This window comes from Synechococcus sp. BDU 130192 (assembly GCF_963876085.1).
Taxonomy (GTDB): domain Bacteria; phylum Cyanobacteriota; class Cyanobacteriia; order Cyanobacteriales; family MRBY01; genus MRBY01.
Genome location: NZ_CAWNNO010000033.1, coordinates 25381 through 47815 on the forward strand (window position 1 = coordinate 25381; position 22435 = coordinate 47815).

At 49.2% G+C, this 22435-nt stretch carries 20 protein-coding genes; 13 read left to right on the plus strand and 7 right to left on the minus strand.

The window, feature by feature from the left end:
* Positions 1-38: 38 nt before the first annotated feature.
* On the plus strand, positions 39-1661 hold the full coding sequence (locus AACT35_RS08705; RefSeq protein WP_099240522.1) for a serine/threonine protein kinase: 1623 nt from the start codon (positions 39-41) through the stop codon (positions 1659-1661).
* A 41-nt stretch (positions 1662-1702) separates the two neighbouring features.
* On the opposite strand, the gene AACT35_RS08710 is transcribed toward AACT35_RS08705, so the two are convergent.
* Both AACT35_RS08710 and purL read right to left on the minus strand, forming a co-directional pair.
* Complete coding sequence (locus AACT35_RS08710) at positions 1703-2269, minus strand: Uma2 family endonuclease (RefSeq protein WP_099240525.1); 567 nt, start codon at positions 2267-2269, stop codon at positions 1703-1705.
* 49 nt (positions 2270-2318) lie between these two features.
* On the minus strand, positions 2319-4610 hold the full coding sequence (gene purL / locus AACT35_RS08715; protein WP_099240528.1) for a phosphoribosylformylglycinamidine synthase subunit PurL: 2292 nt from the start codon (positions 4608-4610) through the stop codon (positions 2319-2321).
* 137 nt (positions 4611-4747) lie between these two features.
* On the opposite strand from purL, the gene AACT35_RS08720 reads away from it, so the two are divergent.
* Positions 4748-5017: a hypothetical protein gene (locus tag AACT35_RS08720; RefSeq protein WP_062434417.1), complete on the plus strand. Its 270-nt coding sequence runs from the start codon at positions 4748-4750 to the stop codon at positions 5015-5017.
* A gap of 64 nt (positions 5018-5081) precedes the next feature.
* Here AACT35_RS08720 and AACT35_RS08725 read toward each other — a convergent pair whose 3' ends face one another.
* A complete protein-coding gene (locus tag AACT35_RS08725) occupies positions 5082-5273 on the minus strand; it encodes a DUF1902 domain-containing protein (RefSeq protein WP_099240530.1) in 192 nt (63 codons plus the stop codon).
* On the opposite strand from AACT35_RS08725, the gene AACT35_RS08730 reads away from it, so the two are divergent.
* The 4 genes from AACT35_RS08730 to alaS all read left to right on the plus strand — a co-directional run bounded on the left by AACT35_RS08730 (position 5256) and on the right by alaS (position 10635).
* Positions 5256-5795 carry a DUF29 domain-containing protein gene (locus AACT35_RS08730; RefSeq protein WP_254048070.1) on the plus strand — a complete coding sequence of 180 codons (540 nt, stop codon included), beginning with the start codon at positions 5256-5258 and terminating at the stop codon, positions 5793-5795. The genes AACT35_RS08725 and AACT35_RS08730 overlap by 18 nt on opposite strands.
* A gap of 250 nt (positions 5796-6045) precedes the next feature.
* Positions 6046-7176 (plus strand): site-2 protease family protein, encoded by a 1131-nt coding sequence (locus AACT35_RS08735; RefSeq protein WP_062434426.1) that lies wholly within the window; start codon positions 6046-6048, stop codon positions 7174-7176.
* Between the two features lie 141 nt (positions 7177-7317).
* Positions 7318-7866: a Uma2 family endonuclease gene (locus AACT35_RS08740; RefSeq protein WP_099240535.1), complete on the plus strand. Its 549-nt coding sequence runs from the start codon at positions 7318-7320 to the stop codon at positions 7864-7866.
* A 135-nt stretch (positions 7867-8001) separates the two neighbouring features.
* Positions 8002-10635 carry an alanine--tRNA ligase gene (gene alaS / locus AACT35_RS08745; protein ID WP_099240538.1) on the plus strand — a complete coding sequence of 878 codons (2634 nt, stop codon included), beginning with the start codon at positions 8002-8004 and terminating at the stop codon, positions 10633-10635.
* A gap of 54 nt (positions 10636-10689) precedes the next feature.
* On the opposite strand, the gene AACT35_RS08750 is transcribed toward alaS, so the two are convergent.
* Genes AACT35_RS08750 through ntcA form a run of 3 tightly spaced genes read right to left on the minus strand, consistent with a single transcriptional unit; the run spans position 10690 to position 13260 of the window.
* Positions 10690-11091, minus strand: coding sequence for a pre-16S rRNA-processing nuclease YqgF (locus tag AACT35_RS08750; protein ID WP_099240540.1), 402 nt, complete (start codon positions 11089-11091; stop codon positions 10690-10692).
* A 14-nt stretch (positions 11092-11105) separates the two neighbouring features.
* A complete protein-coding gene (locus AACT35_RS08755) occupies positions 11106-12476 on the minus strand; it encodes a DUF3084 domain-containing protein (protein ID WP_099240543.1) in 1371 nt (456 codons plus the stop codon).
* A 52-nt stretch (positions 12477-12528) separates the two neighbouring features.
* Entirely contained in the window at positions 12529-13260 is a 732-nt protein-coding gene (ntcA, locus tag AACT35_RS08760) for a global nitrogen regulator NtcA (RefSeq protein ID WP_232308876.1), read from the minus strand.
* Positions 13261-13540: 280 nt separating this feature from the next.
* Between ntcA and fabI the strand changes: the two genes are divergently transcribed.
* From fabI to AACT35_RS08775, 3 genes are all read left to right on the plus strand, one after another.
* Positions 13541-14317, plus strand: a complete 777-nt coding sequence (gene fabI, locus AACT35_RS08765) for an enoyl-ACP reductase FabI (protein WP_012307288.1) — start codon at positions 13541-13543, stop codon at positions 14315-14317.
* A 76-nt stretch (positions 14318-14393) separates the two neighbouring features.
* Positions 14394-15266 (plus strand): 16S rRNA (cytosine(1402)-N(4))-methyltransferase RsmH, encoded by an 873-nt coding sequence (gene rsmH, locus AACT35_RS08770; RefSeq protein WP_099240545.1) that lies wholly within the window; start codon positions 14394-14396, stop codon positions 15264-15266.
* Between the two features lie 59 nt (positions 15267-15325).
* Positions 15326-15922 (plus strand): Uma2 family endonuclease, encoded by a 597-nt coding sequence (locus AACT35_RS08775; protein ID WP_216820573.1) that lies wholly within the window; start codon positions 15326-15328, stop codon positions 15920-15922.
* Here the strand turns inward: AACT35_RS08775 and AACT35_RS08780 are convergent, their stop codons facing one another.
* Complete coding sequence (locus tag AACT35_RS08780) at positions 15923-16516, minus strand: Uma2 family endonuclease (protein WP_099240550.1); 594 nt, start codon at positions 16514-16516, stop codon at positions 15923-15925.
* 131 nt (positions 16517-16647) lie between these two features.
* Here AACT35_RS08780 and AACT35_RS08785 point away from each other — a divergent pair, with 131 nt between their 5' ends.
* The 4 genes from AACT35_RS08785 to AACT35_RS08800 all read left to right on the plus strand — a co-directional run bounded on the left by AACT35_RS08785 (position 16648) and on the right by AACT35_RS08800 (position 22300).
* On the plus strand, positions 16648-17772 hold the full coding sequence (locus AACT35_RS08785) for a THUMP domain-containing class I SAM-dependent RNA methyltransferase (RefSeq protein WP_099240552.1): 1125 nt from the start codon (positions 16648-16650) through the stop codon (positions 17770-17772).
* Between the two features lie 65 nt (positions 17773-17837).
* Positions 17838-19289, plus strand: coding sequence for a serine/threonine-protein kinase (locus AACT35_RS08790; RefSeq protein ID WP_099240554.1), 1452 nt, complete (start codon positions 17838-17840; stop codon positions 19287-19289).
* A 121-nt stretch (positions 19290-19410) separates the two neighbouring features.
* The gene (gene acnB / locus AACT35_RS08795; RefSeq protein ID WP_099240557.1) at positions 19411-22017 is read left to right on the plus strand and encodes a bifunctional aconitate hydratase 2/2-methylisocitrate dehydratase; all 2607 of its coding nucleotides are present in this window, start codon (positions 19411-19413) and stop codon (positions 22015-22017) included.
* A 34-nt stretch (positions 22018-22051) separates the two neighbouring features.
* A complete protein-coding gene (locus tag AACT35_RS08800) occupies positions 22052-22300 on the plus strand; it encodes a hypothetical protein (protein ID WP_158227977.1) in 249 nt (82 codons plus the stop codon).
* Positions 22301-22435 lie beyond the last annotated feature (135 nt).

Consider the following 22435-nt stretch of genomic DNA (forward strand, 5'->3'; position numbering starts at 1 on the left):
CCTGTTGTTTTGATTGTTTTGTTCGTCCACCCCAAACTATGACTACCGATCCCAATATCAATCGCCTTCTCGCCGGCCGTTATCGCCTGGTAGACCTCGTAGGCCAGGGGGCTATGGGGCGTGTCTACCGGGGTGAAGATACAGTCCTAGGGGGAGTCACGGTCGCCGTAAAGTTCCTAGCCCAGACCTTGCTCAACGACAAAATGCGCCAACGCTTTGAGCGGGAAGCAACCATTTGCGCCCTCCTGAGTGAAAAAAGCATCCATATCGTGCGGGTAAAAGACTATGGCGTTGACGACCAGGATGTGCCCTTCTATGTCATGGAATATTTAGAGGGGGAAAGTCTAAGCGATATTATTGCCCATGCTACCCTCGGTTTACCGCGTTTTTTTCAAGTCGTGCGGCAAATATGTTTGGGGATGGAAGCAGCCCACCAAGGGATTACCTTCAAGGGGGAACAATGTTTAATTATTCACCGGGATATTAAACCCAGCAATATTCTGATCATGCAGGATGCGTCCCTAGGGGAATTGGTAAAAATTCTGGATTTTGGGATTGCACGCCTCAGCCAAGCCGGAGCCGCCCAGACCCAATCGTTTATGGGCACCCTCGCCTACTGTTCTCCAGAGCAAATGGAAGGCAAGGAATTAGACCAACGCTCTGATATCTATAGCCTGGGGATTACGATGTACGAGATGCTCACGGGGGATATGCCCGTGATGCCTGAAAATAATTCCTTTGGGGGTTGGTACCGGGCGCACCATGACACACCACCAATTCCCTTTGATAAAAGTTTGCGGATTCCGGCTCCTCTGGTTGAAATTATCATGTGTTGTATGGCGAAAAGTCCGCGCGATCGCCCCCAGACTGTCAATGATATTTGGCAAGCCATGGCCCCCATCGCCAAATATTACGAGCAACAAGCCGCAGAAACCAGGAAATCTTTTTTTACCACATCCCAAAATCTGCAAAATTTCCAAGCAACATCTCCGGTGGCAGGCCCCAATGATCCGACCCGGATTAACAATGCCACCACGGCCCCCAGCTTTCGTAATTCAACGGTAAATCGCCAGGGAAGGCCTACAGATAAACTGAATACAACCTTTAGCGATACCATTTGTGCGGCCCAGTCCTGGCCAGCGGATAAACCCCAAAATAAGATTGTTTTCCCACGGATTTTACCGGCTGAACCGACGGCGATCGCCAGTCTTTGGGCGATGTTAGAAGCTGAGGAGTTGGGCAAACGCCGTTTTGATACCCGTTACAATCAATTTCTCTTCATTGAGGCTCCTCATCCGATGTTGTTGTGGATCACGGTGCTGTACAACAGCAGTGAAGGAGCCCGTTGGTTGCCTTGCTATCTGGACTTGAAAACGAAGATCGGCCAACAGATGGCGCGTCTCTTAGCCAGCCAAGGGAACTATCGAATTCTGCTTTTTGCCCTGGGACAACCCCAACGGTATTTTCACATTACCCAGGCGACAATTTCCCTGAAGCAACGGGAACAGCTTACCCGCTGGGCAGATTTAGGCCAGCGATTGCCTGCCAGTAATCCCGTGGTGAGTAAGCAAACTTTGAAAAAAGAATACGAGAAAAGCAAGGGCAAAATCTTAATGAAGTTGGCGGCTTCTCGGACGAACAGTAATCTTGGGGGATTTTAAAGCCATTTCTAATCTTCGTTAAAAAGGCGATCGCCAATCAATCATGTTAAATCTAGTACAAGATCTTTGAAGATATTGATACCCAAAATTTTACAAGGTAGAGATAAAGTTTGAGGCTCGCAATCAGCAATATAGAGTTCTGCTTGTTTTTCCTTGCGATTAACTAATATCCCAAAACTACAACCATTGTCTCGATATTCTTCCATTTTATCCCTTGTTTTTTGGACAGCATCGCTAGGCGAAACTAACTCAATGACAAAATCAGGACAGAGGGGAACAAATTTTTCTCGCTGATCGGCTGTTAATGCTTGCCAACGAGATTTTTCAAGCCAAGAAACATCAGGAGAACGGGTCGCACCATTGGGCAAAATAAAACCCGTTGAGGAATCGAAAACTTCTCCTAATTGATATTTGTGATTCCAGAGTTGTACTTGAAAAATCAGGTTAGCGTTTTGCCGCCCAGTTTCGCCACCAGTGGGAGGCATAATTACCAATTCTCCTTTAGCTGTACGTTCCAGTTGAAGCTCTGGATTAACCAGACAAAGTTGCTGAAATTGTTCATTGCTTAAGGTGAAAACGGGTTCTAGCGCAAGGGTCATTGTTGTCATTAGCCTTACCCACTGGATTTGTACTTTCTATTGTAATCAGTTAACTAGATTACGGATGTAAACGACGGGCGATCGCCTCACTCCAATTGGTGGTCATGTCCTCGACAGAAACCGCGATTACAGCCTGATTGTTGACGGTAATTTGTAACTGATTGGTGTTGCTCACAGAGCCGATCGCCTGCCAATTGTCCGCCAAAGATTGATTGAGATGGGCTTCAAATTGGGCTTGCTTTTCGGGAGACACAGAGACAATAATCTCGCCGCAGGTTTCGCCAAACAGGATGGCATCGAGACGGTCAGATCCCGTAATTTCAACGGTTGCGCCGAGCTTGCCGCCGATACAACATTCCGCAAGGGCAACGGCTAAACCACCCTCCGCAAGGTCATGGGCAGAGTTTAACAAGCCAGCGGCGATCGCCTCCCGCACAGTTTTTTGGACGGCTTTTTCGAGGGCAAAATCCACTTGGGGCGGAATACCCGCGACGGTATTGTGAATTGTATTTAGATATTCCGACCCGCCGAGGGTTGTTGTTGCCTGAGTACCAAGGAGATAGATTTTATCCCCTGCATTTTGGAAGGCTAAACCACAGACCTGATTAATATGTTCAACTCGTCCCACCATCCCGATAACAGGAGTCGGATAAATAGGGGTCGGTTTGCCATCACTATCAAGGGTTTCATTGTAGAGGGAAACATTACCGCCTGTGACAGGGGTATCTAATTCCCGACAGGCTTCAGCAATCCCTTTACAAGCATTTGCCAACTGCCAATAACCCACAGGTTTTTCGGGACTACCAAAGTTTAAATTGTTCGTAATTGCCAAGGGTTCAGCACCAACACAACTTAAATTTCTAGCTGCTTCAGCGACTGCCGCCTTTGCCCCTTCCAACGGATTTAAATACACATAATGGGGATTACAATCGGTACAAGCGGCAACACCAATAGTTGAGGCATCGGGCTTACCATTGACCGGACGAACCCTCACCACAGCAGCATCTGCGCCACCGGGGAAGATCACCGTATTGTTTTGCACTTGATGATCGTATTGGCGATAAATCCATTTTTTCGATGCGATAGTCGGCACATCTAACAGGGTTAATAAAATCTCATTCCAAGATTTTTCAGCGACACCATTCCCATCACAATTCGGCAAAGAATCCACCGACCAAGCCCAAGCCGTTTGTGCATATTCGGGAGCTTCTGCCATCAATTCCCGATGATAAATAGGAGTATTATCTGATAGCGCAGTTGCCGGAACTTCTGCCGCAACTTCACCCTTAAACATGATTTTGACGATGGGTTCCGCAATCACTTCACCCGCAACGACCGCCTGTAAACCCCAACGATGGAAGATATCAATTAACTCCTGTTCCCGTCCCTTATGGGCAACAAAAAGCATCCGTTCTTGGGATTCGGAGAGCAGATATTCGTAGGGAACCATGCCCGTTTCTCGCACCGGAATTTTGTCGAGATCGAGCAAGACACCGACCCCACCTTTGGCTGCCATTTCCGCTGTCGAACAGGTTAAGCCCGCCGCACCCATATCCTGTGCTGCTGCAACTGCCCCCGTTTTAAAGGCTTCGAGACAGGCTTCAATCAGCGATTTTTCGGTAAAGGGATCCCCCACCTGAACCGCAGGGCGATCGTCCATGGATTCATCAGTTAATTCCGCACTGGCGAAACTTGCGCCCCCCATGCCATCCCGTCCGGTGGTGGAGCCGACATAGAGCACGGGATTACCGATACCATAGGCTCCCGATTTAATAATTTCCTCAGTTTCCATCAAGCCTAACGCCATCGCATTGACGAGGGGATTTCCGGCATAGGCTTTATCAAAATAGACTTCACCGCCCACCGTCGGCACACCCACACAGTTGCCGTAGTGGCTAATCCCTTCCACAACCCCCTGAAAGATGCGGCGAGTTTGGGCATTGTCGAGGCTGCCGAAGCGTAGAGAATTTAACAAGGCAATGGGACGCGCCCCCATCGTGAAGATATCGCGGAGAATGCCGCCGACTCCAGTTGCTGCCCCTTGGAAGGGTTCGATCGCCGATGGGTGGTTATGGGATTCGATCTTAAAGGCGAGGTGCAGACCATCCCCCATATCGACCACGCCCGCATTTTCACCGGGGCCGACGAGGACGCGATCGCCTTTCGTGGGGAAACCAGACAGCAATGGGCGGGAATTCTTATAACAACAATGTTCCGACCACATCACGCCAAACATCCCCAGTTCCGCCTTGTTGGGGTGACGACCGAGACGGCTCACAATTTCTTCGTATTCTTCGGGTTTGATGCCTTCGGATGCAATTTCTTCGGGGGTGAAGGGGCAAGTGGTCATAGTTCTACATCGATTCTTTCTGTAACAGCGTTATTGTATCGGCTTCAGAGAAGATCTAGATCATCAACGATGATTGCCACACACTTGATGGAGCTTATGCTTATAATAAGAAAGTACTACTTACGGAGAAGAATTTTATGGATATTAATCGAGTTTTGGACATCATTAGCGAAACAGCAAATGCAGAAGTTGCACACGTAACAACGTTTCAGGTGCTGCGTTCTACGCCAGATGGGCAATCTTATCCAGCGTATGTGCAGATTTTAGATGAGGGTGGATCTCAACGCTATAGCTGTAATGTAGTAACTTTAGAAGGAAAATGGTTCGTTTTTGGAACTTGCTCGGATTCCATTGAAGAAGTTATTGAAGCAATCGATTGGGATAGGATTGATAAGGGAGAAGAATAATTGAATAACTTTTGTTTTTCTCCTAATGATTATATAACTCAAAAAAACTTTTCTTTCAAAAAAATCAAGCCATATTCATCACAACTTGTTGATGCAGTTCAATCAGCATTTTTGCTAAATCACTGGCAATTTCAATCACTTCCTCAATGGTTTGCCCCTCGGCGACTAAACCTTGTACATCCTCACTGGTCGCCAAAGAGTAGTCCTGTCCTGCTTCGTGACGTTTCTCGATTTTGAGATGAATCAATGTTTTCATGAGGCGATCGCCCAATCTCAAGGAATGATTTCACTATTCTATGCGATGCAAATTGGGGTTTGTCGTTATGATGATCAGATAGGTATTTTGAGGAGATTCATGGAGATAGACAAAGTACTTTATGATCATGACTTTGTGATGTGGATCGAGAAGACTGTTGAACAACTCAAAGCCCAAAATTTCTCGGCATTAGATTTAGAGCATTTAATTGATGAGGTAGAATCCTTAGGGAAACAGGAAAAGCGAGAGCTGAAAAATCGCTCAATTACTTTGTTTGAGCATCTTTTAAAACGCCACTATGTCCCCATGCCAGAATATTATCGCGGTTGGGAGGGGACGATTCGCAGAACTCAATCAAAACTTAAAGATTTATTAGCAGATTCCCCCAGTTTAAGTAATTTACTCGAAGAAATTTATTTAGATTGTTATCAGGAAGCTGCGGCCAATATGCAACTTGAATATGATGTAGATTTTCCCCAAGATTATCCTTTTCTTCGTCCCTCACAAAACCTATTAAATTAAGTCTAAGCATTGTTGAATTGGGTGACAATTTTGTTTTTGTAGAGGCGATCGCCTTTCTTTCAACCAGTGCCATCAAAAGCAAGCAATTCCGAGTGAACCGAACCCAAAACGGCGGGTTTCACTACCCAGTGAGTAAAGTAAGCACTTTACATTTTGTTACAATGTAAGCAATGAAAGCGGACAAAAAGGTTTTCAATAGCGCTAAACGTAAGTCTTTTTGGGCCTCAGCAACGATTCGGGAGGTTCATTTATGAACGGCAATTTTCGTGTGGGGAATTTATTTGGCATCCCCTTCTACATCAATATTTCTTGGTTCATTGTTCTGGTACTCGTCACCCTGAACTTTGGCGGCGGCCTGTCGTCCCAGTTTCCAGGCCTCGGCATTAACGCATTAATTTTAGGATTGGTAGCAGGTCTGCTCCTGTTCGCCTCTGTGTTACTCCACGAGCTGGGTCACAGTTATGCAGCAATTCGCCAAGGCATTGGTGTAAACTCCATTACCCTGTTCTTATTCGGGGGACTCGCCAACCTTGATGAGGAAGCGAAAACGCCCGGTGGTGCATTCTGGATTGCTGTAGCAGGGCCGCTTGTGAGTTTGGCTCTCTTTATCGCACTCTTTCTCTTAACAGGTAGTGGTGTGCTGAGTGGGCCGCCAGCGGCGATCGCCGGATTGTTGGCTTACATCAACCTAATCTTGGCCACCTTTAACATGATTCCAGGTCTTCCCCTTGATGGTGGTAATGTCCTTAAATCTATTGTCTGGAAATTAACAGGGAACCGTTTTACCGGAACCATCTGGGCTAGCCGTGTTGGTCAGTTTATCGGTTGGACAGCAATCATTCTCGGTGCATTATCTATCCTTGGTATTTCTAATGTGGGTAGCTTCTGGACGCTGATCATTGGTTGGTTCTTACTTCAAAATGCGGGTCGTTCTGCCCAATCTGCCACCATTCAATCAGCCCTCTCTGGCTTAACGGCCGCTGATGCAGTGGTTAAAGACAGTCCGATTATCTCCGCAGAAACGACGCTACGGGATTTAGCAAACAGTGCCATCCGTTCTGGTAACCAGTGGAAACGCTTCTTAGTCCAGGACGAAACAGGTCAACTGCTCGGTGAAGTGCACCTTGATGTTCTTCGCGCCGTACCCACCAATGACTGGCCCCACAATCAGGTGCGTGATTTCATCAAATCTGTGCCTGCGGAAAATCAAGTCCAGTCTGATTTGTCCCTCCTAGATGTGGCCGCCAAACTTGAACAACAGGGTCTACAAGCCCTGGCGGTTATCCAAACCAACGGCACCCTCGTCGGACTGCTAGAAAAATCAGCAATCATTAAACTCCTGCAAAGCGGTCAACAGGACGCAAAAATCCAGTCCGCTTAATCTCTGACTCAAAACTTAAGATCAACTTGGGCGATCGCCTTTTGGAAGCACAAAAGTTCCTGGGGCGATCGCCCTCAATATTTATAAGTGGAGATTAAAGTAACAGCTACAATCGAAACAGAACGCAGAGATGAAGCACCGATGACTCTGGCAACCTACAAGTGGACAGTGGCAAACTACCATCAAGCAATTGAGGCGGGTCTCTTTGTTGATGCAGCGGTGGAGTTACTCCGAGGGAATTTAGTTGTCATGGCGCCAGAGCGAGAACCCCATGCTTACTACACCCGTAGTATTGGTCACTATTTACAAGGATTATTGGGCGATCGCGCCTTGGTCAGTGAAGCCCATCCCATTACGTTGCCGGATAATTCTGAACCGGAACCCGATGTGGCGATCGTGCAGCCCTTAGGACGGGAATACCTGAACCATCACCCCCACCCTGAAAATATTTTTTGGCTTATTGAATGTGCCCAAGCCACGCTCACAAAAGATTTAACCGAAAAGAAAAGCATTTACGCGGAAGCTGGGATTCAAGAATATTGGGTAATTGACTTGCAGCATCACCAGTTAATCGTCTTTAAAGATCTCCAAAATGCTTCCTACACGACAGAGCAGACGCTAAAGACAGGCTTAATTTCCCCTCTTCGTTTTCCCGACGTGGCGGTATCGGTTGACAACCTGCTTGCATAGGGGCGATCGCCTTTTGGGAAAATAAAAGTTCCTGGGGCGATCGCCTGATTCTGAGGTTTTTCCCAAGAATCCACCGCAAAGAATGTCACAATACAGACAGTAAAGTTTGTAGCGCAAAAATTTTTCGTAACTCCTATGTCTAGTGTGCCTCCTGTCCTGAGCGGAAGTGAAATTCGGTCAAAATTTCTAGAGTTTTTCAACCAGCGGCAACACCCCATCCTCCCCAGTGCATCCTTGGTGCCGGAAGACCCGACGGTACTCCTCACCATTGCGGGAATGTTGCCGTTTAAGCCGATTTTCCTCGGTCAGCAGGACGCCCCCAGCCCCCGCGCTACTACCTCCCAGAAATGTATCCGCACCAATGACATCGAAAATGTGGGTCGCACCGCCCGCCACCATACTTTCTTTGAAATGCTGGGTAATTTTAGCTTTGGAGACTATTTCAAAGAGCAGGCGATCGCCTGGGCCTGGGAACTCTCTACGGAAGTGTTTCAGCTTGACCCGAAAAATATTGTCGTCAGTGTGTTCCGCGAAGACGATGAAGCCTTTGAAATCTGGCGTGACAAGGTCGGTGTAAATCCCAAACGCATCATCCGCATGGGAGAAGAAGATAACTTTTGGAAATCCGGGCCAACGGGGCCTTGTGGGCCTTGCTCTGAGCTTTATTATGACTTTAAGCCAGAACTTGGCGATGACAACATTGACCTAGAGGACGATACCCGGTTTATCGAGTATTACAACCTCGTCTTTATGCAATATAACCGCGACGCCGAAGGTCATTTAACACCCCTACAAAACAAAAATATCGATACGGGGATGGGCTTAGAGCGCATGGCGCAAATCCTCCAACGGGTGCCCAACAACTACGAAACGGATCTGATCTTTCCAATTATTGAAACGGCCGCCAAAGCCGCCGGGATTCACTACGAAAAAGCTGACGAAAAAACAAAGGTTTCCTTAAAAGTGATTGGCGACCATGTGCGTTCTGTCGTCCACATGATTGCTGATGGGATTACCGCTTCTAACACCGATCGGGGTTATGTGCTGCGGCGCTTAATTCGGCGGGTTGTGCGTCACGGTCGACTGATCGGCATTGATGGGAATTTTATTAACCAGGTGGCAGAAACAGCGATTCAACTCTCAGAAGTTGCCTATCCCAATACTCGCGAACGGGAAAGTTTCATTAAACAAGAATTAGAACGGGAAGAAAACAATTTCCTCAAGACCCTCGAACGGGGCGAAAAACTCCTCGCAGATATTATCGCCAAGGAAGAAAAACAAATTTCTGGGGTCGATGCGTTTACGCTATTCGATACCTTTGGGTTCCCCTTTGAACTCACCCAAGAAATTGCCGAAGAGAACGGTTTAACGGTCGATGCTGAAGGCTATCAAGCGGAGATGAAAAAGCAGCAGGAACGCTCTAAGGCCGCCCATGAAACCATTGACCTCACCGTCCAAGGCAGCCTTGATGAATTAGCTGAACACATCCACCCCACAGCATTTTTAGGCTATACGGATCTGCAATCTCAGGTCAAAATTGAAGCCGTTCTCGTGGATGGCCACCGGGTAGAAACCGCCGAAGCCGGGGCAGTGGTGCAACTGATTTGTAACCAAACACCTTTCTACGCAGAGTCTGGGGGACAAATTGGCGATCGCGGTTATTTTTCTGGCGATCAACTCGTCGTCCGCATTAACGATGTCCAGAAAGAGTCGGGTTTCTTTGTCCACCATGGCAAGGTGGAACGGGGCAGTTTAACGGTCGGCGACACAGTTAATGCCACCATTGATCGGGCCTGTCGTCGTCGCGCCCAGGCGAATCACACCGCAACCCATTTATTGCAAGCAGCCCTAAAAAACATTGTGGATGACTCCATTTCCCAGGCGGGTTCTTTGGTGGACTTTGATCGCCTGCGGTTTGATTTTAATTGCCCCAGGGCGTTAACTGCTGCCGAATTGACCCAAATTGAGGCCCAAATCAATACCTGGATTGCCGAAGCCCACGAAGGCCAAGTGGCAGTGATGCCCATTGCGGAGGCCAAAGCGAAGGGAGCCGTGGCCATGTTCGGTGAAAAGTATGGCGAAGAAGTGCGAGTTGTGGATTTTCCTGGGGTGTCCATGGAGCTTTGTGGTGGCACCCACGTGAAAAATACCGCTGAAATTGGCCTGTTTAAAATCATTTCCGAAACGGGCATTTCTTCTGGGATCCGCCGCATTGAAGCTGTGGCTGGCCCAGCGGTACTGGAATACCTCAAGGTGCGCGATCAGGTGGTCAAAGACCTCGGCGATAAATTTAAAGCCAAACCGGAAGAAATCACCGAACGGGTAGAAAATATCCAGGTGGAACTGCGCAACACCCAAAAGGAATTAGAAAAGGTCAAAGGTGAGCTGGCGATCGCCAAATCCGAAGCCCTCGTGAACCAAGCGGAAACCGTCGGCAAATTTAAGATCCTCGTGGAAAATATGGGCGATCTCGATGCCAAGGCCCTCCAGACTGCGGCTGAACGGCTCCAGCAAAAACTGGGTGAGGCAGCAGTGGTCTTGGGGTCAACCCCAGAAGACGGCAAGGTTTCCCTGGTGGCCGCCTTTAGCGAAGGGATTTACAAAGGCAAAAAAGTACAAGCTGGTAAATTTATCGGCGGCATTGCTAAACTCTGCGGTGGCGGTGGCGGTGGTCGTCCGAACCTGGCCCAAGCCGGGGGACGGGATGCCAGTAAATTACCCGAAGCCCTCCAAACTGCAAAACAGCAACTTCGTGAAACTCTAGGTTAAGCTAATACCCCAATCGTCGAGATGGGTCGATCTCTGGCCCATCTTTTTTGCTGTTTAGGCTGGGTTGAGATAGCGTTCGACCAATAAAATCGCCACAATATCGTCAATGGGTCGGGGAGGTAAGCGCATTCCCTGGGGGAGCAATCTCTGGAACAAATTGGGTGGATACATCTGCCAATAGCGATCGCGGGCTTCGAGGGTGCTATTGCGTTCATTTACAAAGGCGATCGCCATGGCCGGGGGCAAAACAGCGGTGAGCTTTTGATGCCATTCTTTAGCCGTCGTTTGATTGCCCATGACCACCAGAGAAACACCATACCTTTGGCACCATTCTTTCGCGATGTTGGGCGCTTGATCCGCTGCAATGACGCCGTGGTTCAACAATTGCCCCTGGTCATCCAGCGCCGCAAGGCCACATTTGTCACGGCCTGGGTCAAACCCAAGATAAACGCTCATGTACTCTTCTTGTCCTATTGTCTGATAACGATTCTACCGTTACTGAGGCCCACTAATTCTAAGCGGAGGGGGCCTGCCGTAAAACCATTTTCGATGGCGATCGCCCGAATTTCTGTCACGGGTTCTGGTGCATTATTGAGGGCTTCGACAAAATTGATAATGTGACCAACATTGCCATCTTTAACTTGAATATCTCCGAGGACACCGGCTCGCCGCGCTCTAAATTGCGCTGCCCCCAACAGAAAATCCACTGGACGCCGGGCGGCACTAGGATTTTGTACACTCAGCTCCTCTAGGGACAAAGTGGCAATCACTTCCCCGGCGCGAAAAACCTGCTCATTTAAAGTCACATCCGCAAACACTTGGACGGAACCTTCCCCTTGGAGGTAGTTCCCCGCTGCCAGGAGGCGCACCACGTAGTCCCGACCATCGGCAATTTGCCCTAGAAGTTGTTGCACTTGGGCATTGGTAATTTGCACCACCCGCGCCTCAAAGTCAGGATTAACGCCTCCGGTGGCAATGATCGCGTTGCGATTCGCTTCCCGGAGCAGCTGATCAACGGCTTGGCTGGCTGCTTTGGGATCAATAATCCGCACCACCCCAAAGGCTAAAACTTGCCCTGTCGTAAGGGCGACATTCCCACTCCGGAAATTGATGTAGTTGGCTTCGAGGATATCAATTTGCTGTTCTAGGGAGCCAATCTGATTTTCTAGACCCGTGAGCACTTGATCCTTTTGGGCGATCGCCTGGTCGAGTTGGGCAATGCGACCATCGCGCTGGTTGATCTCGGCTTGGAGCTCACTCTGTTGGGCTTCTAGGGCTTCGATCTGCTGGGAGCGTTCTTCAATAATGGTGTTTTGTTGGCTGAGCTGGGCGCGGAGGGTTTCACTTTGGGCCTGGAGGCGATCGCGCTGTTGCCGCAGGGTCGTTTGCTCTGTGGTGAGCGCATTAATATCAGCCTGAAGTTCGCTGGCTTGTTCCCGAAAACCCGCCAGTTGAGTTTGGGCCGTTTCAAATTTTGCTTCAATTTCTTGTAAATCTTGTTCTGCTTCTAGGCGATCGTCCCTCGCGGCCTGCAACTCTTCTTCAATCTTTTCCTTTTCTGCCGTCACATCCATCAACTCTTGCCGCCGCTGGGCGAGGATTTCATCCAACTGAAAAACCCCCTGGCGCAAGGACTTGCTCAAGCCAAACAATAACCCCAAGGTGCTGGCGGCGATCACTGTTCCCGTCATGACCGTGACGACCACCGCCGTCTGTTTTGGCCGCAGATTAAATAATGTAAGCCGCGCTTTGCCAACCTTACTACCAAGGCGATCGCCCAGTGCCGCCAGGATGCCCCCCAAGATTAAAACTGAAAAGATTAGTACAAAAGCACTGGTCATTTAACAAAAAGGTGACATCCAAACACACAAGTATGACTTCTCTACTTTAGCGTTAAGCGAACTGTTGACTCAGGTTTACGGGGTCATGGACGGTAATTTTTTTCTTATAAATCGAAATCATGTCCTGTTCCCGGAGTTCTCCCAGGAGGCGCGTTACTGTCACCCGTGTCGAACCAATTGCTTCGGCGATCGCCTGGTGGGACAGTTTGAGATCAATGCGAATCCCCTCATCGGTCGGCACCCCAAAATCTCGACAGAGAATTAACAAGAAACTCACCAGACGTGAGCCCATATCCCGGTGGGCCAAGGTTTCAATCATCATCTCCGTTTGTAAAATCCGTGACGACAGCCCTTTTAGCATTAACATCGCTAATTCTGGGTGCTCATTAAGCGCCTTTTGCACCTGCTCAATGGGAGCCGATAACAGTTCCACAGGGGTAAAAGCCACCGCATGGTAAAAGCGATCCGACTTTTGTCCCGTGAGTAGCGATAAAACCCCAAAGACACTATTCTCCCGGAGCAGGGCCACCGTAATTTCTTCCCCCGCTTCATAGACCCGAGACAGCCGGACAGCTCCTTTCAGAAGAAAATAAACCCGTTCCGCTGGGTCCCCCGGAAAAAAGATCGTCTTGCCCCGGTCATAGTTCTCCACAACAGGTGGGAAGGGGCCACTGTGAAACTGACGAAACGCTGTCGCAAGGTCTGTAATTTGAGTCGCAGGTAGTTCAGGCACTGGATTGGCAGAAGAGAAAGGAGGTTGGTTGAAATCAGGGTTGTACATCATAGATTCTGTTGGGCAACAGTTCCCCACCGTGATGGGTGAAATATCAGCGCTCAGTGTGCAGAGACCATGAGCATTCCCCTTAAACTAAATCTTACTCTGGTATAGTATTTTGTACTTTTTGCTTCAAAATAATTATGGATTTCTGGGTTAGTTCCCAGGCATTTTGCAGAATTTTCCCTGATTTGCCCTAAAGTAGCCGTTTGCATCGAAGTCACCAGAGCGCGAAGATAATATACGCTGGCTTCTTGGCTTTAATTTTTTATACTTTTTGAGAACCCATATGCTTGATTTAACCGGAAAAAATGCCCTAGTCACTGGGATTGCAAATAATAAGTCCATTGCCTGGGGGATCGCCCAACAATTACATGCCGCCGGGGCAAATATTGGGGTTACCTATCTCCCCGATGATAAGGGACGGTTCGAGAAAAAAGTAGGTGAGCTTGTGGCGCCCCTCAACCCTTCCCTTTTTCTCCCCTGTAATGTGCAGGATGATGCCCAGGTGGATCAAGTGTTTGAGTCTGTCAAAAAAGAGTGGGGCAAGTTAGATATTTTGATCCATTGCCTTGCCTTTGCGAACCGCGAAGATTTGACGGGTGATTTTAGTGATACTTCACGGGATGGGTTCAATACGGCCCTTGACATTAGTGCCTATTCTTTAACGCGTCTGGCCCGGGGGGCGAAAACCGTGATGACCGAAGGGGGCGCCATTGTAACCCTGACTTATTTGGGTGGGGTGAAAGTCATCCCTAATTACAATGTGATGGGTGTGGCAAAATCGGCCCTTGAAATGAGTGTGCGTTACTTGGCGGCGGATCTTGGCCCCAGTAATATTCGTGTGAATGCCATTTCGGCTGGCCCGATCCGGACTTTGGCGTCCTCGGCGGTGGGTGGCATTCTCGATATGATTCACCATGTGGAAGCAACGGCTCCTTTGCGTCGGACTGTAACCCAAAAGGAAGTGGGTAATGCGGCGGCGTTCCTCTGTAGTGATCTTTCGAGTGGGGTCACGGGTCAAGTGCTCTATGTGGATTCTGGCTACGAAATTATGGGGATGTAATGTCCTGGTTTAGTGGCGATCGCCCTTGGGTTCCCCCTCAGTGATAGGGGGATTTTGTTTTTTATTGGATGGATTCATGGCGGCAGAGTTTAAGCATATTTCGGTGTTGCGAGAAGAGTTGGTGGCGGGCTTGGGAGTAAAACCAGGGGGGCATTACCTCGATGTAACTCTGGGGGGAGGTGGCCATACAGAATTGATTTTGCAGCAATATCTCGATGTGCGGGTGACGGGGGTAGACCGAGATAGCCAGGCGATCGCCGCGGCGTCGGAACGATTAAAAGAATTTGGCGATCGCTTCCGGGCGGTGCGGTCAAATTTTGGCGAGTATAATCCCCAAGGAGAAAAATTTGATGGAATTATTGCCGATCTTGGGGTGAGTTCGGTGCAATTTGATCAAGGCGATCGCGGCTTTAGTTTTCGTTTTGATGCCCCCTTGGATATGCGCATGGATCAGCAACAGACATTAACGGCAGCGGATATTGTCAACACCTATGAGGAAAAGGCGTTGGCGAATTTATTCTATGAGTACGGTGATGAACGATTGTCACGACAAATTGCGAAAAAAATAGTCATGAAACGCCCAATTCAGACAACTAAAGAACTAGAAGAAATTGTGTTTTATACCTATCATCCCAAGGCGAGAAAAGCGAAAATTCATCCGGCAACAAGGGTCTTTCAAGCATTACGTATTGCTGTCAATGGTGAACTCGATGCGCTGCAATATCTATTAGTCAATGCCCCCCAATGGCTTAAGCCCCAAGGCCGATTAGGGATTATTAGTTTCCATAGTTTAGAAGATCGTCTCGTCAAAAATGCCTTTCGGCAGCGGGACATTTGGCGGGTTCTAACAAAAAAGCCAATGGTTGCCAGTGAAACGGAAATTAACCAAAATCCCCGGGCACGATCCGCAAAATTACGCTTTGCCGAGTTGAAAGAAATAGCAGAATAGGCGATCGCCTTTTTCTGAAACAGACAAGCTAAGCTGGATGCAGACACAATTTTCTGGCGATGGGGTCTAGCGTAATGAATTTCACCCTCAGTCTTCCCGATACATGCAGGCTCAGTGGCGAACAATTTTTTGAGTTGTGCCAAAACAATCCGGACTGCCGTTTTGAACTCAGTACCCAAGGAGAATTAATTATCATGCCACCGACGGGCGGAGAAACTGGACGACGCAATATTAAGCTATCTGCCCGCCTGGAAATATGGAGTACTACAAATCAACAAGGCGTTGCGTTTGATTCTTCCACTTGCTTTAAGTTGCCCAATGGTGCCCACCGTTCTCCAGATGCGGCCTGGGTAAGCCGTCACCGTTGGGATGCCCTCACCGCTACCGAAAAAGCGAAGTTTCCGCCCCTCTGTCCAGATTTTGTTGTGGAAATTCGTTCCCCTAGCGATCGCCTCCAAACGCTCCAAGAAAAAATGCAGGAATATCAAGACAATGGCGCAAAATTAGGCTGGCTGATTGATCCGACCACGGAGCAGGTAGAAATTTATCGAGAAAACCAAGCGCCAGAAATTTTAGAAAAACCGGATTTCCTCTCTGGAGAACAAGTTTTATTAGGCTTTGAACTCGATTTAAACCCCATTTGGCATCTGGATTAATTATTTTTGGGGATATTGGGCCGTAAAGGTCTGGATTGCTTCTAATCGCGACGGCATTAACACACATTTCGCTAACAGTTCAAAGTCAAGATCTGGCAGCAATTTACTTTTGGGTAAAGCTTGGTAGGCAGTTTCTTCGAGGACATAAATTGAAAATTTTTCCGCTTGCCACAGCCAAACTTCCTGAATGCCGAGGCGTTGATATTTTTCGAGTTTCTGGGGACTACCGCTGGTGACATTAACTTCAATGGCGAGATCGGGATGCTCTTTTTGTTCACCGAGATAATAGGATTCATCTGGTTCAAAGGAAACGGATTTTTCTCGCGAGACCCGGGTGGCACTCCCGACAGGATGAAATTCGATCCCTTGATTGAACAAATATAGTTCTACGAGAAAGCCGATAATGGTTTTGATGGATTCGTGGTATTCCCCCAGGGTCATCAGTTCAATTACTCCGTCTAGGTAGGTGATCCGCAGGCTGGAAGCTTGACCGATCGCCGTTTGGATCGCCTGGAATTCTTCCCAACTGTAGCGGCCAGGGAGGATTAGGCTTTGGGTTTCGGTGAGAACAGGTCGGCTCGTGGCAACGGTCATAAAATCGTCCCTCGTGCTGGGTGATGGTATGTTCTATCCTACCGAATTCGGATCCGGAAAAAGGCGATCGCCCCATCCCTTACACTGGGGGATAATCTTTCCGGCAAACAATTTCAGGCGATAGATATAGAATGCAAACCTATTTTGCAACGGTAGCCCAGGGCATTGAAGAGCTTGCGGCCCAGGAACTGACAAACCTCGGTGCCCAAGCAGTGAAAACAGAATATTGCGGGGTCTCTTTTCAAGGCGATCGCCAGTTATTGTACAAAGTCAATCTCTGGTCACGGTTAGCGTTTCGGGTGCTGGTACAAATTAAAAAAGTTAAAGCATTCACCGCCAAGGAACTCTATCGGGGCGTGCAAAGCATTGACTGGTCTGAATACCTCGCGCCCAACCAAACCATTGCCGTCACCTGTACCGGTAAAAATAAAAATCTCAATCACACCCATTTCACCGCCCTCCAAGTAAAAAACGCGATCATTGATCAACAGCGGGATCAATTTGGCGATCGCTCCAGTGTCAATGTCGAAGATCCTGACGTCCTGATCAATGCCCACATTCGCGATAACCGTTGTACTATCAGCCTCGACAGTTCCGGCCATAGTTTGCACCGCCGGGGTTATCGGCCCGCCATGGGGAAAGCACCCCTCAAGGAAAATTTTGCCGCTGGTCTCCTGGATCTCGCCGAATGGACGCCGGATCTGCCTCTGGTGGATCCCCTCTGTGGTTCCGGCACCTTTGTCATTGAAGCCGCCCTAAAAAGTTTGAATTTTGCCCCCGGCCTTTTCCAGGGGGATTTTGGCTTTCAGCATTGGCAAGATTTTGATGCTGAGCTTTGGCAAACCCTCCTCAACGAGGCCGAATATGCCACCAAAGACCAACTGCAACAGCCAATCATTGGCCAAGACCGCGATCAAGAAGTGATTCAACAAGCTTGGACGAATGCGGAAAATTGTGGCGTTGCCGACCATATCCAACTGGCTTGTCGGGAACTAGAACAAGTAGAAGCCCCTGCCGACCGTGGCGTGATTATCTGCAATCCGCCCTATGGCCATCGTCTCGGTGCCGATGAAGATCTAGGGCTGCTTTATAAACGCATTGGCGATATTTTCAAACAGCGGTTTAAGGGCTGGACGGGCTATATTCTTACGGGCAATGCAGAACTGGCGAAACGAGTCGGACTGCGGGCGTCGCGACGCTTTGTGGTCTATAACGGTGGCTTAGAATGTCGCCTGCTGAAATACGAACTCTACTAAAGGGTTCTCTGTTAGGATGGGGGGCAAATTGACGCTCTTTTTTTACCTCATTTTTAAACCTTGGCATGGAGATCCTCTGCACTCGTCCCGGATGTCACCATCCCCAAAATCATTTTAGTGATCTCGATGATCCAACCCACCTAAAAACAGCCCAGCAGAAATATTGCACCAGTTGTGGGATGCATTTAATTTTGGGTGGCCGCTACCTTCCCCAAAAACTTCTCGGTCAGGGGGGCTTTGGGACGGCTTTTTTGGCGCGCGATCGCTATACGCCAACCATGCGCCTGTGCGTAGTGAAACAGTTTCAGCCCATGGGGAATTTAGATGATCAGCAGTTGGCCATGGCCCAGGAATTGTTTGAGCGGGAGGCCCATGTTTTAGAACGAATCGGCAATCGTCACCCCCAAATTCCGGATTTGTTTGCCTTTTTCCCGTTGATCGTGCCCCAACCCCAGGGCCAGGGAACAGCCCAATATTTTTATCTCGTGCAAGAGTACATCGAGGGGAAAGATCTAGAGCAGGAATTAGCGGCACGGGGCAAGTTACCAGAGACGGAAGTTAAAGCAATTTTCGTGTCGATGTTGAAGGTTCTGGCCTTTGTCCACGACCAGGGCACGATCCACCGGGATATTAAACCGTCGAATATTATGCGCCATGTGGACGGAGAACTTTATCTGCTCGACTTCGGGGCAGTGAAGGAAGTCACGGCAGGGGCAGGGGCGGCCAGTGCGTCCCAACGTTCGACGGGGATTTATTCACCGGGCTATGCACCACCGGAACAGATGCGGGGGGCGCAGGTTTATCCAGCGACGGATCTCTATGCGTTGGCAGTGACCTGTATTGTGTTGCTCACGGGGGAAACGCCGGAAACATTGTTTGATGGGTATCAGAATAAATGGCAGTGGCGCAAATTTATCCAAAAAATTGAACCGCGCTTTGGGGCGCTTTTGGATTTGATGTTGGAGCCTACCCCAGGCGATCGCCCAAAATCTGCCCAGGTCGCCCTCAAACTTTTAGACTTGCCTAACCAGCAACAAGGCTCCGCTCAACCTGCCACCGCCGCCACAAGGGTACAGCCCCCAGCCCCAGCAAAATCCCCTAAACAACAAAAACAGGCCCCCCTTGCGCCACCAAAAAAAACGCCACCTCCTGCGAAAGCCCCGACTGGGAACCAAACTGCCACTGGTTCTGTGGTGCCCCTCTTGATTGGGGTAGGGTTTACGGGCTTTGAGGGGGTGTTATTAATGCCCCTTGTGGGGACTTTCCTCGCGGGCAATGTGGGCATGGGCGTTTGGGGGGCGGCCATGGGGTTAATCATTTTGGCGATCGCCCGACGTATTCTCGAACTGAAGGAAATGGTGATCCTCGGTGCCATTACCCTGGGGGCGGCTTTTTTCCTGGTGCAAACTATGGAATTTACCACCCTGGCAATGATTGCTGTTTTAGTTGGGGCGGGCTTGGTGGCGGCGATCGCCTTATTTACCCTGATTTACCGTTTGCTCCAAAAAATTCTTTAAACAGCCCAGCTTTTCCTTACTTCTATGGACAATCCAAGACTGAGATTGTTCACCCATAGCGCCATTACAGCGGGCATTACAATAGAGTATCTAAAACGTTAGATAACCGATAGATCTCCCTATGCTAGAAGCCTACCGCAAACACGCCGCCGAACGCACCCAATTGGGAATTCCCCCTTTACCGCTAACCGCAGAACAAACCTCTGAACTCTGCGATCGCCTCAAAAATCCCCCCACAGCAGAACAAGCAGAACTGCTGAGTTTATTGCGCGATCGCGTGCCTCCCGGTGTTGATGAAGCCGCCTATGTGAAAGCCGGATTCCTCACAGGCATTGCCAAAAAAGAAATTACCTGTCCCCTGATCAGTCCCCAGGATGCAGTGGAACTCCTGGGAACTATGGTGGGTGGCTATAACGTCCAATCCCTCGTCGAACTCCTCAAATCCCCCGACAGCAATATTGCCAGTGCCGCCGCCACTGCCCTGAGTAAAACCCTGTTGGTTTTTGATGCTTTTAACGATGTCCTCGAACTGTCCGAAAGCAACACTTACGCTAAACAAGTGATCGATGCCTGGGCAGAAGCCGCTTGGTTTATTGGTAAGCCCAAAGTTCCCGAGGCGATCGCCGTTACTGTCTTTAAGGTTCCCGGCGAAACCAACACCGATGACCTTTCTCCCGCGCCCCACGCCACGACCCGCCCCGACATTCCCCTCCATGCCCTCGCAATGCTAGAGTCCAAAATGCCAGAGGGGTTAGAAACCATTGCCGAACTGAAGCAAAAAGGTCATCCCGTTGCCTATGTCGGTGATGTGGTCGGTACCGGTTCCTCCCGGAAATCAGCGATCAACTCTGTACTATGGCACCTCGGCCACGACATTCCCTTTGTCCCCAACAAAAAAGCAGGGGGTTATATTCTCGGTGGTAAAATTGCCCCGATTTTCTTCAATACCGCTGAAGACTCTGGCGCACTGCCCATTGAGTGTGATGTCAGCAAGCTCCAAACAGGTGACATCATTACCATTCATCCCTACGCAGGCAAAATTACCAACGAAGCGGGTGAAACAATCTCTACTTTTGAACTGAAGCCTGAAACGATCCTCGATGAAGTTCGCGCAGGCGGTCGAATTCCTTTGCTGATTGGTCGGGCACTCACCGACAAAACCCGTGAAGCTCTCGGACTCAAACCGACGACGGTGTTTGTGCGTCCCTCCCTGCCCGAAGATACCCACAAAGGATTTACCTTGGCACAAAAAATGGTGGGCAAAGCGTGCGGTTTAGAAGGGGTTCGTCCCGGGACATCCTGCGAGCCGATCATGACCACCGTGGGTTCCCAAGACACCACTGGCCCGATGACTCGCGATGAGCTAAAAGAGCTGGCTTGTCTCGGTTTCAATGCGGACTTGACCCTACAAACTTTCTGTCACACTGCCGCCTATCCGAAGCCAGTTGATGTCGTTACCCACAAGCAACTGCCCGACTTCTTTGCGACCCGTGGCGGTGTTGCCCTCAAGCCCGGTGATGGCATTATCCACTCTTGGTTGAACCGGATGTTATTACCCGATACCGTGGGAACTGGTGGTGACTCCCATACCCGTTTCCCCTTGGGGATTTCTTTTCCGGCGGGTTCTGGTTTGGTGGCCTTTGCAGCGGCCCTCGGTGTAATGCCCCTTGATATGCCGGAATCTGTCCTCGTGAAATTTACGGGCGAACTGCAACCCGGTGTCACCCTCCGCGATATTGTCAATGCGATTCCCTGGGTGGCGATGCAACAGGGTAAATTGACCGTCGGCAAAGAGAACAAGATCAATGTTTTCAATGGTCGGATCATGGAAATGGAAGGTCTGCCGGATCTCAAGGTAGAGCAAGCCTTTGAATTGACAGATGCCACTGCCGAGCGTTCCTGTTCTGGTTCGACGATTAAACTCAGCGAAGAAACCGTCGCAGAATATCTGCGTTCTAACGTTGTGCTGATGAAGAACATGATCGCCCGTGGTTATTCCGATGCGCGTACTCTGCTGCGTCGGATTGCGAAGATGGAGGAATGGCTAGCGAATCCTTCTCTGATGTCGGCGGATCCTGATGCGGAATATGCGGATGTGATTGAGGTGAACCTGAATGAGATCAAGGAACCTATCGTTGCGGCTCCGAACGATCCTGACAATGTCAAATTGATGTCTGAATGTGCCGGGGACAAAGTTGATGAGGTGTTTATCGGTTCCTGCATGACGAATATTGGTCACTACCGCGCCGCTGCAAAAATCCTTGAAGGGGCTGGTGTTGTTAAAGGTCGTCTCTGGATTTGTCCGCCCACGCGTATGGATGAGAAGCAACTCCGGGATGAAGGGGTTTACGGTGTCTTTGCGGCGGCTGGGGCGCGGACGGAAATGCCTGGTTGTTCCCTCTGTATGGGGAACCAAGCCCGTGTAGAAGACAATGCGACGGTCTTTTCCACCTCCACCCGTAACTTCAATAACCGGATGGGCAAGGGGGCGCAAGTTTACCTTGGCTCGGCGGAGTTGGCAGCGGTTTGTGCACTTCTCGGTAAGATTCCCACGGTGGAAGAATATCAGGCGATCGTCTCTGAGAAGATTGATCCGTTTAAGGGTGATCTGTATCGTTACCTAAACTTCAATGAGATTGATGGCTTTGAGGATGAGGGTCGCGTGATTGCCCTTGAGGATATGCCGAAGATCGAAGACCTCCTCGGTATGCCAGTAGGGGCGAAATAGACGAATCTAATTTTATAATTGAGGTGAGTCAAAAATGGCTCACCTTCCTGTTTATGGGCAAAAAACATTTCAAAAAGGCGATCGCCTCGTTAGAAGCGAGAATTCAAGAGCATCAGGACAAAATCAATCAGGAACTGTCAAAAAAATTTCCGGATCAAGGTTTAATCCACAACGGGGAAAAATCTTATCAGAACTTCTCGTTTCATCAATTCACTTACAGACTCACTGTGATGAAGAGTGGCAAAATTCGATTGCTGATGAGTTGCAAAGTTTATCAGATTAATTCACTGAAGCAAGAAACGTCCTTGAAGACCCACCACTTTTTTTGTCGCACGGAAGAATAAACATTTATTTCTCTATGGCTAATTTTTCCTCGATGATGATGGCGATCGCCAAAAAGATTCTTTATGTTTCCTTA

Excerpts from the sequence above, each read along its gene's own strand:
- AACT35_RS08780 (WP_099240550.1), bottom strand. The coding sequence starts at position 16,516 with ATGACCGTTGCCACGAGCCGACCTGTTCTCACCGAAACCCAAAGCCTA.
- purL (WP_099240528.1), bottom strand. The coding sequence starts at position 4,610 with ATGACCACTTGCCCCTTCACCCCCGAAGAAATTGCATCCGAAGGCATC.
- AACT35_RS08740 (WP_099240535.1), top strand. The coding sequence starts at position 7,318 with ATGACTCTGGCAACCTACAAGTGGACAGTGGCAAACTACCATCAAGCA.
- AACT35_RS08750 (WP_099240540.1), bottom strand. The coding sequence starts at position 11,091 with ATGAGCGTTTATCTTGGGTTTGACCCAGGCCGTGACAAATGTGGCCTT.
- AACT35_RS08800 (WP_158227977.1), top strand. The coding sequence starts at position 22,052 with ATGGCTCACCTTCCTGTTTATGGGCAAAAAACATTTCAAAAAGGCGAT.
- acnB (WP_099240557.1), top strand. The coding sequence starts at position 19,411 with ATGCTAGAAGCCTACCGCAAACACGCCGCCGAACGCACCCAATTGGGA.
- AACT35_RS08790 (WP_099240554.1), top strand. The coding sequence starts at position 17,838 with ATGGAGATCCTCTGCACTCGTCCCGGATGTCACCATCCCCAAAATCAT.
- AACT35_RS08725 (WP_099240530.1), bottom strand. The coding sequence starts at position 5,273 with ATGAAAACATTGATTCATCTCAAAATCGAGAAACGTCACGAAGCAGGA.
- AACT35_RS08755 (WP_099240543.1), bottom strand. The coding sequence starts at position 12,476 with ATGACCAGTGCTTTTGTACTAATCTTTTCAGTTTTAATCTTGGGGGGC.
- AACT35_RS08705 (WP_099240522.1), top strand. The coding sequence starts at position 39 with ATGACTACCGATCCCAATATCAATCGCCTTCTCGCCGGCCGTTATCGC.
- AACT35_RS08730 (WP_254048070.1), top strand. The coding sequence starts at position 5,256 with ATGAATCAATGTTTTCATGAGGCGATCGCCCAATCTCAAGGAATGATT.
- AACT35_RS08720 (WP_062434417.1), top strand. The coding sequence starts at position 4,748 with ATGGATATTAATCGAGTTTTGGACATCATTAGCGAAACAGCAAATGCA.
- ntcA (WP_232308876.1), bottom strand. The coding sequence starts at position 13,260 with ATGATGTACAACCCTGATTTCAACCAACCTCCTTTCTCTTCTGCCAAT.
- fabI (WP_012307288.1), top strand. The coding sequence starts at position 13,541 with ATGCTTGATTTAACCGGAAAAAATGCCCTAGTCACTGGGATTGCAAAT.
- AACT35_RS08775 (WP_216820573.1), top strand. The coding sequence starts at position 15,326 with ATGGGGTCTAGCGTAATGAATTTCACCCTCAGTCTTCCCGATACATGC.
- AACT35_RS08785 (WP_099240552.1), top strand. The coding sequence starts at position 16,648 with ATGCAAACCTATTTTGCAACGGTAGCCCAGGGCATTGAAGAGCTTGCG.
- rsmH (WP_099240545.1), top strand. The coding sequence starts at position 14,394 with ATGGCGGCAGAGTTTAAGCATATTTCGGTGTTGCGAGAAGAGTTGGTG.
- alaS (WP_099240538.1), top strand. The coding sequence starts at position 8,002 with ATGTCTAGTGTGCCTCCTGTCCTGAGCGGAAGTGAAATTCGGTCAAAA.
- AACT35_RS08710 (WP_099240525.1), bottom strand. The coding sequence starts at position 2,269 with ATGACAACAATGACCCTTGCGCTAGAACCCGTTTTCACCTTAAGCAAT.
- AACT35_RS08735 (WP_062434426.1), top strand. The coding sequence starts at position 6,046 with ATGAACGGCAATTTTCGTGTGGGGAATTTATTTGGCATCCCCTTCTAC.